Genomic DNA, 13,802 nt, shown 5'->3' on the forward strand with positions numbered 1-13,802 from the left:
GGCCCGGACGGTGGGGGTGGGGCTGGTCTGACCTGCGTAAATCAAGGGGTCGGGAGAGGTAGGTCACATCCTGGGGGAGATTGGGTCACAAAACGGCCCAGAACCCTGGGGCGTACCGGGTTCCGGGCCGTGTTGTCACGGTGGGTCCTGCGAGCGCTACCGACAGTCCCTCGGACGGTCGCCCGGCGGGGGCGGTCAGCTCAGGCGCTCGATGACCATGGCCATGCCCTGGCCGCCGCCGACGCACATGGTCTCCAGGCCGAACTGCTTGTCGTGCCACTGGAGGGAGTTGATCAGCGTCCCGGTGATGCGGGCGCCGGTCATGCCGAAGGGGTGGCCGACGGCGATGGCGCCGCCGTTGACGTTCAGCTTCTCCAGCGGGATGCCCAGGTCGCGGTAGGAGGGGATGACCTGCGCGGCGAACGCCTCGTTGATCTCGACCAGGTCGATGTCGTCGATGGTCAGCCCGGCGCGGGACAGGGCCTGCTTGCTCGCCTCGACCGGACCCAGGCCCATGATCTCGGGGGAGAGACCGGAGACGCCGGTGGAGACGATGCGGGCGAGCGGGGTCAGGCCCAGCTCGCGGGCCTTGGTGTCGCTCATGATCACGAGGGCGGCGGCGCCGTCGTTGAGCGGGCAGCAGTTGCCGGCGGTGACCAGTCCGTCGGGGCGGAAGACGGGCTTGAGGCCCTGGACGCCCTCCAGGGTGACGCCGGCGCGGGGGCCGTCGTCCTTGGCGACGACCGTGCCGTCGGGCAGCGTGACCGGGGTGATCTCGCGGTCCCAGAAGCCGTTCTTGATGGCTTCCTCGGCGAGGTTCTGCGAGCGGACGCCGAACTCGTCCATGTCCTGCCGGGTGATGCCCTTGGCGCGGGCGAGGTTCTCGGCGGTCTGGCCCATCGCGATGTACGGGTCGGGGACGAGGCCGTCCTCGCGCGGGTCGTGCCAGGTGGTGCCCTCCTGCTGGGCGACCTCGGCGGTGCGGGCCTCGGCCTCGGCGAACAGCGGGTTGCGGGTGTCCGGCAGGCTGTCGGAGTTGCCCTTGGCGAACCGGGAGACCATCTCGACGCCGGCCGAGATGAAGACGTCGCCCTCGCCGGCCTTGATCGCGTGCAGGGCCATGCGGGAGGTCTGCAGGGACGAGGAGCAGTACCGGGTGACGGTGCAGCCGGGCAGGTGGTCCATGCCCATCTCGACGGCGACGATCCGGCCGAGGTTGTTGCCCTGCTCGCCGCCGGGCAGGCCGCAGCCGAGCATCAGGTCGTCGATGTCCCTGGGGTCCAGCTCGGGGACCTTGGCGAGGGCGGCCTGGATGATCGTGGCGGCCAGGTCGTCGGGGCGCAGGTCCTTGAGGGAGCCCTTGAAGGCGCGGCCGATGGGGGAGCGGGTGGCTGAGACGATCACGGCTTCGGGCATCACGGCTCCAGTGGCGAGAGGTTGGGCGGCTGCTGGGGAAGTTACCCGGACGTATGGCCTGGGTCACGGGTACGGGCGTGTGACATGGACCGCAACTTTCTAAGCGCTTGCTTTTGTCTCCGGCGGTCGGGCGGCCCACGCGCGGGAGCTACGTGCGAACGCTCAGGTGCGCGTTCCCGGGGGCCGCGCCCCCAGGAACCCGCTTCGGCCTGAACGGCCTCGTCCTCAAACGCCGGACGGGCTGGTGGGTTCCGCCTCCGCCACCCGGCGCCGCCGCCGGCGCTTGAGCAGCGCCCACGGCCCTCGCGGCCCCGTGGGCATCGCCGCCGCGACCTCCGTGCCGGCCTCGGCCGCGGCCTCGGCCGCCGCCCGGGCCACCGGCAGGAAGCCCTCGCGGCGCAGCGCGTCGGGACGCTCCTCGTCGGCCGGCCACAGGCCGAGCGCGGCGCACACCGACGGCAGTACCGCCATCGCGGCCGTGGCGTACCCCTCGGCGGAGGGGTGGTAGTTGTCCGGCCCGAACAGCTCCCGCGGGTTCTGCGCGAACTCCGGGCCCAGCAGGTCGCCCAGCGACACCGTGCGCCCGCCCTGCTCCACGGCGCCGATCGTCTGCGCCGCCGCCAGCTGCCGCGAGGCCCGCCGGGCCACCCAGCGCAGCGGCTGCCGCACCCGCTCGATGGTGCCCAGGTCCGGGCAGGTGCCGACGACCACCTCCGCGCCGGCCGTACGCAGCCGCCGTACCGCCCCCGCCAGGTACCGGACCGAGCGGGTCGGCGGCATCCGGTGCGTGACGTCGTTCGCCCCGATCATGATCACGCAGATGTCGGGCACCGGGCCGGGGTCCGCGAGTACCAGCGCCACCTGCCGGTCCAGGTCGTCCGAACACGCCCCCGGCGCCGCGACCGATCCCAGCGCCACCGGCCGCTCCGCCACCGCCGCGAGCCCCGACGCGAGCAGCGCACCCGGCGTCTGCCCGGCCCGGTGTACGCCCTGCCCGGCGGCCGTGGAGTCGCCCAGCATCATCAGCCGCAGGGGCGGCTCACCCACTGTCGGCAGGGTGTCGCCGTACAACCCCTCCGCGTTCGGCACCCGGCCGGGTGTACCGACGCCCACCCGGCGCCTGGCCAGCTGCACCTCCGCCAGCAGCAGACCGACCGCCGCCGCACCGGCCAGTCCGATGCCGCCGCCGCCGTAAGCCGCGCCGGCCGCGATCCGCCGGGCCACCCTCGCCCTCGACATACTCGTCATACGTCGCCGCCACCTCCTCCAACCCGTACACCCACTGCTTGCCCCGTACGGACGGTCGCCCAATCTCAACGGGGAGTGAACGACCGTCACGGGGCACGGGCGGGCCAGGCAGGCCATAGGCTGGCCGGACCGATAACGACCACCTTTTGCGGCATCCGGAGACCACGGTGCATTTCCACGACTCGATGATCAGCCTCGTCGGCAACACCCCGCTGGTGCGGCTCAACAGCGTGACCGACGGCATCAGGGCGACCGTCCTGGCCAAGGTGGAGTACTTCAACCCGGGCGGCTCGGTGAAGGACCGCATCGCCCTGCGCATGATCGAGGCCGCCGAGGAGAGCGGCGCCCTGCGGCCGGGCGGCACGATCGTCGAGCCGACCAGCGGCAACACGGGCGTGGGCCTCGCCATCGTGGCCCAGCAAAAGGGCTACAAGTGCATCTTCGTCTGCCCCGACAAGGTCTCCACCGACAAGATCAACGTGCTGCGCGCGTACGGCGCCGAGGTGGTCGTGTGCCCGACGGCGGTCGACCCCGAGCACCCGGACTCCTACTACAACGTCTCCGACCGGCTGGTCCGGGAGACGCCGGGCGCCTGGAAGCCGGACCAGTACTCCAACCCGCACAACCCGCTCTCCCACTACCACTCGACCGGACCCGAGCTGTGGGAGCAGACGGCGGGGAAGATCACCCACTTCGTCGCCGGTGTCGGCACCGGCGGCACCATCTCCGGCACCGGCCGGTACCTGAAGGAGATCAGCGACGGCGCGGTCAAGGTGATCGGCGCCGACCCCGAGGGCTCGGTGTACTCCGGCGGTTCGGGACGGCCCTACCTCGTCGAGGGGGTCGGTGAGGACTTCTGGCCGACCGCCTACGACCGGAACGTCGCGGACGAGATCGTCGCCGTCTCCGACAAGGACTCCTTCCAGATGACCCGCCGCCTCGCCAAGGAAGAGGGGCTGCTGGTGGGCGGCTCCTGCGGCATGGCCGTCGTCGCGGCGCTGCGCGTCGCCGAGCGGCTCGGCGAGGACGACGTGGTCGTCGTACTCCTCCCGGACAGCGGGCGCGGCTACCTCAGCAAGATCTTCAACGACGAGTGGATGGCCGACTACGGCTTCCTGGAGGACGCCGGCCCCAGCGCGCGCGTCGCCGAGGTCCTCCACCACAAGGAGGGCGGCTCCATCCCCTCCCTCGTCCACATGCACCCGGACGAGACGGTCGGCCAGGCCATCGAGGTGCTGCGCGAGTACGGCGTCTCGCAGATGCCGATCGTCAAGCCCGGCGCCGGTCACCCGGACGTGATGGCCGCCGAGGTCGTCGGCTCGGTCGTGGAACGCGAGCTGCTGGACGCCCTGTTCGCCAAGCGCGCCTCCCTGGAGGACCCGCTGGAGAAGCACATGTCGGCTCCGCTGCCGCAGGTCGGCTCCGGCGAACCGGTCGCGGACCTGATGTCGGTGCTCGGCACCGCGGACGCGGCGATCGTGCTGGTCGAGGGGAAGCCGACCGGTGTGGTGAGCCGTCAGGACCTGCTGTCCTTCCTCGCCAGGAGCGGGAAGTAGCGGGAAGCGGCGGGAAGCCGAGGGAAGCCGAGGGAAGCCGCGGCAGGTCGCGGCAGGTCGCGGCTGGTCACGGGAAGCCGCGGTGAACGCCGGGTGAACCCGCGGCAGGGTGCCCGGGTCCGAGGCGCCCGATGATCTTCGAGGACTTCGCGGAAGTGGTACGTGCGCGTCACGTTCGCGCAGCACACGCTTAACACGGGCCCGGCACAGTAGGGGATGTCGGCAGGGCGACGGGGGCACCTCCCAGGCGTTGAGCACTGGGGAAGGCTCCCCGCCCCGGCCGGCACCGAACGGCGTCGAGGACCTTCCGGAGCGGCTCCCGGACCTCCACGGACGCCACGGACGCGCCGCCTCGGCCGTGAGGCCCGGCACCACGCGCGTCCCCCGCGGGGACCGCCGTCGTCCCGCCCCTCAGCGATGGGGGTGCGGCGGTCCCCGCGCAGTCTTCTCTCAGCCGGCGTGCCTCGACGCCCAGCTTCCCAGCAGCGCCAGCCGCTCCGCGGTCTCCGAGCCCGGTTCCGGCGTGTAGACCAGGAGGATCTGGTCCGGGTCGGCCGGCAGCGTCAGCGTCTCGTACGGAAGCGTCAGCAGGCCCGCCACCGGGTGGTGGACGCGTTTCACTCCGAAGGCGCAGTCCCGGACCTGGTGGTCGGCCCACATGCGGCGGAAGTCCTCGCTGCGCACGGAGAGCTCCCCGACCAGCGCGGACAGCCGCCGGTCCGACCGGTGGCGGCCCGCCACCATCCGCAGGTGGGCCACGCTCTGCGCGGCGATCGCCGCCCACTCCGGGTACAGGTTGCTGCGCGTCATCCGCGCCTTCGCCGGCGACCTGGTGGCCGCCGCCGAGGACGGCCGTACGGCGGACGTCGTCGACGTCTCGTCGGTGGCCGCGCACGCCCCCTATCAGGACTACGCCGTCTACGGCGTCACCAAGGCCGCGGTCACCTACCTGTCGCAGGCGTTGCGTACGGAGTTCGGGCCGCGGGACGTCCGCATGACCAACGTCGAGCCCGGGATGACCGAGACCGAACTGCGCACCCACGTCGCCGATCCGGAACTGCGGGAGCAGCTGGACGGCATGTTCGAGGCGATCGGCGGCCTGTCGGCCGAGGAGGTCGCCGACGTGGTGGCCTACGTGGCGAGCCGGCCGCGGCGCGTCAACCTGCGGCAGATCGTCGTCCTGCCGACCCGGCAGCCCGCGTAGTCCGGCAGCCCGCCCGGCCGCCTGCCGCCCCGGCCTCAGTCCTCCCAGGCGTCGTCCTTGTCGGTGCGGCGGCGCCGTCGGAAGAGACCGGGGCTGGTCCGGGCGACCTGGACCACGTTCACCCCGACGATGCCGGCCCAGGCGACCAGCAGCCCGGGGAGGTTCGCGACGCCGCCGCCGATCGCGGACAGCGGGATCGCGAGGACCAGCGAGACGATGCCGAAGCCGAAGCGCTCACCGAAGGAGTCCGTGGGCTTCGGCGACCGGCTGTCCCGGGCCGCCGCCATCTGCTGCTCGGCGACCTGCCGGCGCACCCGGCGCTCGATCGTGCCGTCGATGCGCTGGTCGACCTTCTCCAGGAACGAGTCGACCAGCGCGGACTCGTACTCCTCACCGAGCTCCCTGCGGGTCTGCAGGGTGGCGTCGAGTTCCTTCTTGAGGTCGGTGTCCCGCCCGTCCATTCCCGTCATGCCTTCCACGGTAGGCAGCCGGGGCGTCGGCGGCACTGGGGCTAACCCCCGTTTCCGGCGGGGGACCACCAGTGGGGCGCCGGGTGCGCCACCGTCCGCGCCGCTGGCCGGGCGTCGTGTGCCGCCGCCCCGCTGTATAACGGTATGCAGAAATCGGGGACGGTGAATAGCAGCGAGGGGGAGCACACATCATGAGCGGGAGCACCGGGACCGACAGTCCGGCAGGGCGGCTGCAGACGCTCTTCGAGGGGCACCGGCTGACGCCGACCCAGCGGCGCATCGCACACAGCATGGTGCGGCGCGCCGCCGACGTGCCCTTCCTGTCCAGCGTGGAGCTGGCCGAGCTGGCCGGGGTCAGCCAGCCGTCCGTGACCCGCTTCGCCGTCGCCCTCGGCTTCGACGGCTACCCGGCGCTGCGCCGGCATCTGCGCGAGGTCGCCCCCGCGGAACAGGTGGCGGACACCGGCTCCTTCAACGAGTACCAGCAGGCCGTGGAGGCCGAGATCGAGAACCTGCGCCACCTGGCGGAGGCGCTGGCCGACCCGGGGCCGGTGCGGGAGGCGGGCCGGACCCTCGCCGCCGGCCGGCCCCTGCTGGTCCTCGGGCTGCGGGCGGCGGCGGCCCAGGCGCACGGCTTCGCCTACTTCGCCGCCAAGGTCCACCCGGACGTCCGGCTCCTGGGCGAGGGCGGCACGATGCTCCACGACCGCATCGACGCCGCCGTCCGGGCCGGGGCGACGGCCCTGCTCTGCTTCGCCCTGCCCAGGCATCCGCGCGAGGTCGTCGACGCGCTCACCCACGCCAAGGAGGCGGGGCTCACGGTGGTGACCGTCGCCGACTCCGCCTTCGCGCCGGTCGCCAAGGTCTCCGACCTGCTGCTGCCCGCCGCCGTCGGCACCGGCCTCGCCTTCGACACGGCCTGCGCGCCGATGCTGCTCGGCCGGGTGCTGCTGGAGGCCATGTGCGACGACCTGCCGGACGCCCAGGCCCGGCTGGAGGAATTCGACACGAAGGCGGCGGCGCGGGGGCTCTTCGTGGACTGACGCGGCGCCCCGGCTCCGGCGGGCTCCTTCTCAGACTCGTCTCACCTTCTCCCGTTAACGTGCCTGGCCGCACAACCGTCGGACGCATCGCGGGAACAGAACGGAACAGGAGGCCGGACGTGGCGCGCGGAGGACAGGGGCTGGCTCGGGTCGCCGTCGTCGTACGGGCGGGGGCGGCGCCACTGTGGTGGCTGGGCGTACTCGCGGCGGGCATCGGGGCGCTGGTGCCGGGACTGACCGGACGCCGGATCGGCGTCCTGGCCGGTGTCGCGCTGTTCATCGTCGCGACGGCCGTCGTCGCGTCCGTGCGCCGAAAGCGGTACGCCGCCCTGGCCGGCCCGGCCGTCCGCGCGGGCAAGCACGACGTGCTCCAGGACCGCGCGGTGACCGTACGCAACTGGCGTCGGGGACACCGCTGGTGGCTGCTCCTCGCCTTCCTCGCCGCCCTGGGCAGCGCCTTCGCCGTCCCGGCCGCCGCCGGACTGCTGATGGCCGGCTGCGGCGCCGGCCTGTGGCTGAAGTCCGCCTGGATCGGCCGCCGCGAACAGGCCGACGACGCCCTCCTGTGGGTCCGCGTCGACTGGCTCGCCCGCAACGCCGGCCGCCCGGCGGGCACGGCCGTCCGCGCCTACCGGAGCACCGGCATCGCGGCGGGCGACGCGGCCCCGGGCGGCGCACGGCGCAAGAAGGCGGCGTTGGTCTGATCACCCGGTCGTGACGACCGGAGCGCGAGCGCCCGTCAGGAGCGCGGGGCCGTGCCGGCGTGCGGCCCCGCCACGTGAGCCGTGCCGGCGTGCGGTCCCGCCGGGTGGGCCGCGAGGGGCTGGCCGCACGGGACCGGCCGCGAGGGGCTGGCCGCAAGGGACCGGCCGCGAAGGACCGGCCGCACGGGACCGGCCGCGAAGGACCGGCGGTGGTGGGACCGGTCGTGGGGGCAGGCCGGGACTACCGAGCCCGCCACGGCGCCGACGTCAGCGCGTCGGCGTGCCCCCCGCCCGCCTCGGCCACGATCTCCTCGACCGTCTGAGGCTCCCGCACGGTCGCGAAGGAGACACCCCCGGCACCGTCCGCCGCGAACCCGTAGACCCCGGGCCGTGCGAGCGAGTTGTACGCGTAGTGGTGCGCGAAGTAGTACGCCCCCGTGTCCAGTGCCGCCGCATGGTCCCCCTGCTCCAGCAACGGCAGCGCGCGCCCCACGGCCAGCAGGTCCCCCGCGAAGCACGCCGGTCCCGCCACGTCCTGCACCACGTCCGCGCCCCCCTTCGGCAGCCCCTTGCCGTCGTACGCGGCGATCCGCAGCGGCCACGCCCCCGGCGCGTACACCGTCCGCGTCGCGACCTGCACGCCCGCGTGCGTCACCGCGACCGGCCGTCCCCCGGCGCTCTTCGCGTACTCCACGCGCGCCACCACCGTGCCGTGCTTGGCCAGCAGCGACCGCCCGAACTCGGTGACCAGCCCGTACCGCCCGTCGAACATTCCCGGCACCGCCTCGCGCAGCACGCGCGCGTACTCGGCGTACGTCGGTGTCGTCTCGTCCGACGCGAAGTTCACCGGCAGCCCGCCGCCGATGTCGAGCGTGTCGACCTGTCGGCGCCCGGCCCGCTCGTTGATCTCCTCGGCGAGCGCGTACGTCGCGGCCACGCCCTCGGCCATCAGGGAGAGCGGGATGCCCTGTGACCCGGTGTGCGCGTGCAGCCGGGTCAGCCACGGCCGGTCCAGGTACGCCCGCACCACCCACTCGCGCGCCCCCTCGTCGCGCAGCGCCACCCCGAACTTCGAGGTCGCCGTGGCCGTCGACAGCGCCTCGATGGAGCCCCCGCCGACCTGGGGGTTGACCCGGATACCGAGCGGGGAACGGCTCGCCCCCTCGGTCATCAGACCGTCGAGGCGGGTCAGCTCCTGCGGGTTGTCCGCGTTGACGGCGATGCCCAGCGCCAGCGCCTCCCGCAGCTCGCCCGGCGTCTTGGCGGGCGAGTCCAGCACCGTCCGCTCCGGCGGCACTCCCGCCGCCCGGGCCAGCGCCAGCTCACCCGGGCTCGCGACCTCCGCGCCGATGCCCTCCGCGTGCAGCAGCCGCAGGACCGGGACCAACGGGGTCGCCTTGACCGCGAAGGCGTGCAGCACGGGCGTCCCGGGCGCCGTCACCGCCTCGAACGCGGCCCGCAGGGCCGCCGCCGACTCCCGTATCCCGGCGACGTCCAGCAGCCCGACGATCGGAGCGCCGGGTCCGAGCAGCCCCTGGTCCACGGCCGCCCGTACCGCCCGGTCCCGCCGCGCCGCCCGCTCCGCGTCGGTGCCGCCCAGGTCACCGTTGGTCCCCGTCCCCGTCCCCGTGTCCGTGCCGTCGCTCACGCGGTCCTCCGTGTTTTCGTCCTCGTCGCCTGCTGGCCCGTCTCGATGCCTGCCCCGCACATCCAGCCAAACACCCGCGACGCGTGCGCGACGCGACACGGACGTATTGACTAGTTCTATTCACGAAGTGAGGATATGAATAACAGCAGTAACAATCCGCCGGGAGCGAGCCACCAGGAGGCCAACCATGTCCGGACCCCGCCCTGTCCGAGCGCCACGCGGTACGCAGCCGAGCGCCCTGGGCTGGCAGCAGGAGGCCGCCCTGCGGATGCTGCAGAACAACCTCGACCCCGAGGTCGCCGAGCACCCCGACAAACTCGTGGTCTACGGCGGCACCGGCAAGGCGGCCCGCGACTGGCGCTCCTTCGACGCGATGGTCCGCACGCTGCGGACCCTCAAGCAGGACGAGACGATGCTCGTCCAGTCGGGCCGCCCGGTCGGCGTCATGCAGACCCATGAGTGGGCCCCGCGGGTCCTCATCGCCAACTCCAACCTCGTCGGCGACTGGGCGAACTGGGAGGAGTTCCGCCGCCTGGAGGCCCTCGGCCTGACCATGTACGGGCAGATGACGGCCGGCTCCTGGATCTACATCGGCACCCAGGGCATCCTCCAGGGCACCTACGAGACCTTCGCCGCCGTCGCCGCGAAGAAGTTCGGCGGCACGCTGGCCGGGACCATCACCCTCACCGCCGGCCTCGGCGGCATGGGCGGCGCCCAGCCCCTCGCCGTGACGATGAACGACGGCGTCGCCATCTGCGTCGACTGCGACCCGCGCGCCATCGACCGCCGCATCGAGCACCGCTACCTCGACGTGAAGGCCGACTCCCTCGACCACGCCCTCCAGCTCGCCACCGAGGCCCGCGACCGGCGCAGGCCGCTGTCCATCGGCGTCCTCGGCAACGCCGCCGAGCTGGTCCCGCAGCTGCTCGCGATGGGCGCGCCCATCGACATCGTCACAGACCAGACCTCGGCCCACGACCCCCTGGCCTACCTGCCCACCCGGATCGCCTTCGAGGACATGGCCGACGCCGCAGCCAAGGACCCGGCCGGCTTCACCACCCGCGCCCGCGAGTCCATGGCCCGGCACGTCGAGGCCATGGTCGGCTTCCAGGACGCCGGCGCCGAGGTCTTCGACTACGGCAACTCCATCCGCGGCGAGGCCCGGCTCGCCGGATACGACCGGGCCTTCGCCTTCCCCGGCTTCGTGCCCGCCTACATCCGCCCGCTCTTCTGCGAGGGCAAGGGCCCCTTCCGCTGGGCCGCCCTGTCCGGCGACCCCGCCGACATCGCCAAGACCGACAAGGCGATCCTCGACCTCTTCCCCGAGAACGAGTCCCTGGCCCGCTGGATCAGGATGGCGGGTGAGCGCGTCCACTTCCAGGGTCTGCCCGCCCGCATCTGCTGGCTCGGCTACGGCGAGCGCGACAAGGCCGGTGAGCGGTTCAACGACATGGTGGCGAGCGGCGAGCTGGCGGCGCCGGTCGTCATCGGCCGAGACCACCTCGACTGCGGCTCCGTCGCCTCCCCGTACCGCGAGACCGAGGCCATGCTCGACGGCTCCGACGCCATCGCCGACTGGCCGCTGCTCAACGCCATGGTCAACGTCGCCTCCGGTGCCTCCTGGGTCTCCCTCCACCACGGCGGCGGCGTCGGCATGGGCCGCTCCCTCCACGCCGGGCAGGTCACGGTCGCCGACGGCACCGCGCTGGCCGGCGAGAAGATCCGCCGGGTGCTCACCAACGACCCCGGCATGGGCGTCATCCGCCACGTCGACGCCGGGTACGACATCGCGGAGTCGGTGGCGGCCGAACGGGACGTGCGGGTGCCGATGCGCGAGGGTGACGAGACGCGCGAGGGTGACGAGACGCGCGAGGGTGACGACGCGTGAGCTTCCACAGCATGTGGGCGGAGCTGCTGCCGGTCGGCCGCAGCTCCGCCTCCGGCGGCTACCGCCGCTACGCCTGGACCGGCGCCGACGCCGACTGCCGGACCTGGTTCCGGGAGCAGGCCGAGGCACGAGGCCTCGCCCACGAGACCGACCGCAACGGCAACCAGTGGGCCTGGCTCGGCGACCCCGCCGCCGGGGACGCCGTCGTCACCGGCTCCCACCTGGACTCCGTGCCCGACGGCGGCGCCTTCGACGGGCCACTCGGCGTCGTCTCCGCCTTCGCGGCCCTCGACGAACTGCGCCGCAGGGGAGCGCGCCCCACCAGGCCCCTCGGCATCGTCAACTTCGGCGACGAGGAGGGCGCCCGCTTCGGCCTCGCCTGCGTCGGCTCCCGGCTCACCGCGGGGGCGCTCACCGCCGAGCAGGCCCACCGCCTGACCGACGGTGACGGCGTCACGCTCCCGCAGGCCATGGAGGCCGCCGGATACGACCCGGACGGCATCGGCCCCGACCCCGAGCGGCTCGCCCGCATCGGCGCCTTCGTCGAACTCCACGTCGAACAGGGCCGCGCCCTGGACCTGTCCGGCGACCGGATCGGCATCGCGTCCGCCATCTGGCCGCACGGACGCTGGCGGTTCGACTTCCGGGGCGAGGCCAACCACGCCGGCACCACCCGGCTCGCCGACCGGCACGACCCCATGCCGTCCTACGCCGAGACCGTGCTCGCCGCCCGCCGCGAGGCCGAACTCGCCGGTGCCGTCGCCACCTTCGGCAAGATCACCGTCGAACCCAACGGCGTCAACGCCGTCCCCTCCCTCGTGCGCGGCTGGCTCGACTCCCGCGCCGCCGACCAGGGGAGCCTGGACACCGTGGTCGGCGCGGTGGAGAAGGCCGCCCGCGAGTACGCCGCCGCCCACGGCGTCGACCTCGACGTCGTACGTGAGTCGTTCACCCCCGTCGTCGAGTTCGACCACGCCCTGCGCGACGAACTCGCGCGGATCCTCGGCAGCGACACGGACCTCAAGGTGCCCGTCCTCGGCACCGGTGCCGGACACGACGCCGGGATCCTCTCCGACCGCATCCCGACCGCCATGCTGTTCGTACGCAACCCCACCGGCGTCTCGCACTCCCCGGCCGAGTACGCCGCCGAGGACGACTGCGTGGCCGGGGTGAGCGCACTCGCCGACGTACTGGAAGGGCTGGCCTGCACGTGACCTCCACCGAGCGGACCCGGACGTACTGGCTGGAGCACGCCTGGCTCGGCACCCACGTCGAGCCGGGCGTCACCGTCACGGTGTCCGCCAGCGGCTCCACCACGGGCCGCGACGGCCGCATCACCGCCGTCCACCAGGGAACCCCCGGCCCGCCGCCCGGCGCCGAGCCCCTGCGCGGACTGACCCTCCCCGGCCTCGCCAACGCGCACAGCCACGCCTTCCACCGTGCCCTGCGCGGCACCGTCCAGGTCGGCTCCGGCACCTTCTGGACCTGGCGCGAGGCCATGTACTCCGTCGCCGACCGGCTGACCCCCGAGACCTACCACGACCTGGCCCGCGCGGTGTACGCCGAGATGGCCCTCGCCGGCATCACCACCGTCGGCGAGTTCCACTACGTCCACCACGCACCCGGCGGCACCCCCTACGCCGACGCCAACGCGATGGGCGAGGCCCTCATCGAGGCCGCCGCCGAAGCCGGCATCCGCATCACCCTCCTCGACACCTGCTACCTGTCCTCCGGCTTCGGACAGCCCCCCGACACCCACCAGCGCCGCTTCTGTGACGGCACGGCGGACGCCTGGGCGGAACGCTGTTCAGTTCTCAAGGAACGCGATCACGCACGGATCGGGGCGGCGATCCACTCCGTACGGGCCGTGCCCGCCGGCCAGTTGGCGACCGTGGCGCGCTGGGCCGAGGAACGGCGGGCCCCGCTGCATGTGCACCTGTCCGAGCAGACCGCCGAGAACGACGCCTGCCACGCCGCCCACGGCCGCACCCCCACCCGGCTCCTCGCCGACCACGGCGTGCTCGGACCCCGCACCACCGGCGTCCACAACACCCACCTCACCGACGAGGACATCGCCCTGCTCGGCGGCAGCCGCACCGGCACCTGCATGTGCCCGACCACCGAACGCGACCTCGCCGACGGCATCGGCCCCGCCGCCGCCCTCCAGCGCGCCGGCTCCCCACTCTCCCTCGGCTCCGACAGCCACGCCGTCGTCGACCTGCTGGAAGAGGCGCGCGCCATGGAGCTGAACGAACGCCTGCGCACCCGCACCCGCGGCCACTGGACCGCCGCCGCCCTGCTGCGCGCCGCCACTGCCGACGGCCACGCCGCCCTCGGCTGGGATGACGTCGGGACCATCGAGGCCGGCTCCCGCGCCGACCTCACCACCCTCGCCCTCGACTCGGTCAGGACAGCGGGGCCGCTGCCCAGGCTCGGCGCCGAGACCGCCGTATTCGCCGCGACGGCCGCGGACGTACGGCACACGATCGTGGGCGGACGGCATGTCGTACGCGACGGGGCGCACACCCTCGTCCCCGATGTGCCCGAGGCCCTCGCGCGGGCCGTGGAAGCCCTGCGCGCATAGCGACGAACGCCCGCCCCCGCCCCCGCCCCCACGAGGACGTC

The 13,802-nt window shown here is 73.5% G+C and carries 10 protein-coding genes and 2 pseudogenes; 7 read left to right on the plus strand and 5 right to left on the minus strand.

Going from position 1 to position 13,802, the window contains the following annotated elements:
- Positions 1–195 precede the first annotated feature (195 nt).
- Together ACH4F2_RS18005 and ACH4F2_RS18010 are read right to left on the minus strand one after the other, a co-directional pair.
- Complete coding sequence (locus ACH4F2_RS18005; RefSeq protein ID WP_398133667.1) at positions 196–1,416, minus strand: acetyl-CoA C-acetyltransferase; 1,221 nt, start codon at positions 1,414–1,416, stop codon at positions 196–198.
- A 225-nt stretch (positions 1,417–1,641) separates the two neighbouring features.
- A complete protein-coding gene (locus tag ACH4F2_RS18010) occupies positions 1,642–2,664 on the minus strand; it encodes an SGNH/GDSL hydrolase family protein (protein WP_398133668.1) in 1,023 nt (340 codons plus the stop codon).
- A 167-nt stretch (positions 2,665–2,831) separates the two neighbouring features.
- On the opposite strand from ACH4F2_RS18010, the gene ACH4F2_RS18015 reads away from it, so the two are divergent.
- Complete coding sequence (locus ACH4F2_RS18015; protein ID WP_398133669.1) at positions 2,832–4,220, plus strand: cystathionine beta-synthase; 1,389 nt, start codon at positions 2,832–2,834, stop codon at positions 4,218–4,220.
- Positions 4,221–4,670: 450 nt separating this feature from the next.
- Here ACH4F2_RS18015 and ACH4F2_RS18020 read toward each other — a convergent pair.
- A pseudogene (locus ACH4F2_RS18020) lies at positions 4,671–5,018 on the minus strand (transcriptional regulator); the annotation flags it as partial.
- Between the two features lies 1 nt (position 5,019).
- Here ACH4F2_RS18020 and ACH4F2_RS18025 point away from each other — a divergent pair.
- A pseudogene (locus tag ACH4F2_RS18025) lies at positions 5,020–5,424 on the plus strand (SDR family oxidoreductase); the annotation flags it as partial.
- A gap of 35 nt (positions 5,425–5,459) precedes the next feature.
- Here ACH4F2_RS18025 and ACH4F2_RS18030 read toward each other — a convergent pair.
- A complete protein-coding gene (locus ACH4F2_RS18030; protein ID WP_398133670.1) occupies positions 5,460–5,894 on the minus strand; it encodes a hypothetical protein in 435 nt (144 codons plus the stop codon).
- Positions 5,895–6,085: 191 nt separating this feature from the next.
- Between ACH4F2_RS18030 and ACH4F2_RS18035 the strand changes: the two genes are divergently transcribed.
- Both ACH4F2_RS18035 and ACH4F2_RS18040 read left to right on the plus strand, forming a co-directional pair.
- Positions 6,086–6,937: a MurR/RpiR family transcriptional regulator gene (locus ACH4F2_RS18035; RefSeq protein ID WP_398133671.1), complete on the plus strand. Its 852-nt coding sequence runs from the start codon at positions 6,086–6,088 to the stop codon at positions 6,935–6,937.
- Between the two features lie 119 nt (positions 6,938–7,056).
- On the plus strand, positions 7,057–7,641 hold the full coding sequence (locus ACH4F2_RS18040) for a hypothetical protein (RefSeq protein ID WP_398133672.1): 585 nt from the start codon (positions 7,057–7,059) through the stop codon (positions 7,639–7,641).
- 241 nt (positions 7,642–7,882) lie between these two features.
- On the opposite strand, the gene ACH4F2_RS18045 is transcribed toward ACH4F2_RS18040, so the two are convergent.
- Positions 7,883–9,289, minus strand: coding sequence for a diaminopimelate decarboxylase (locus tag ACH4F2_RS18045; protein WP_398133673.1), 1,407 nt, complete (start codon positions 9,287–9,289; stop codon positions 7,883–7,885).
- Positions 9,290–9,476: 187 nt separating this feature from the next.
- Between ACH4F2_RS18045 and hutU the strand changes: the two genes are divergently transcribed.
- The 3 genes from hutU to ACH4F2_RS18060 are packed head-to-tail and all read left to right on the plus strand — an operon-like array spanning position 9,477 to position 13,761.
- Positions 9,477–11,177: a urocanate hydratase gene (gene hutU / locus ACH4F2_RS18050; RefSeq protein WP_398133674.1), complete on the plus strand. Its 1,701-nt coding sequence runs from the start codon at positions 9,477–9,479 to the stop codon at positions 11,175–11,177.
- Positions 11,174–12,391, plus strand: a complete 1,218-nt coding sequence (locus tag ACH4F2_RS18055) for an allantoate amidohydrolase (protein ID WP_398133675.1) — start codon at positions 11,174–11,176, stop codon at positions 12,389–12,391. Before hutU ends, ACH4F2_RS18055 begins: the two co-directional genes overlap by 4 nt.
- Complete coding sequence (locus ACH4F2_RS18060) at positions 12,388–13,761, plus strand: formimidoylglutamate deiminase (protein WP_398133676.1); 1,374 nt, start codon at positions 12,388–12,390, stop codon at positions 13,759–13,761. The genes ACH4F2_RS18055 and ACH4F2_RS18060 overlap by 4 nt, the downstream gene beginning before the upstream one ends.
- Positions 13,762–13,802 lie beyond the last annotated feature (41 nt).

The organism is Streptomyces sp. NPDC017890, from assembly GCF_044328675.1.
In the GTDB taxonomy this organism is placed as follows: domain Bacteria; phylum Actinomycetota; class Actinomycetes; order Streptomycetales; family Streptomycetaceae; genus Streptomyces.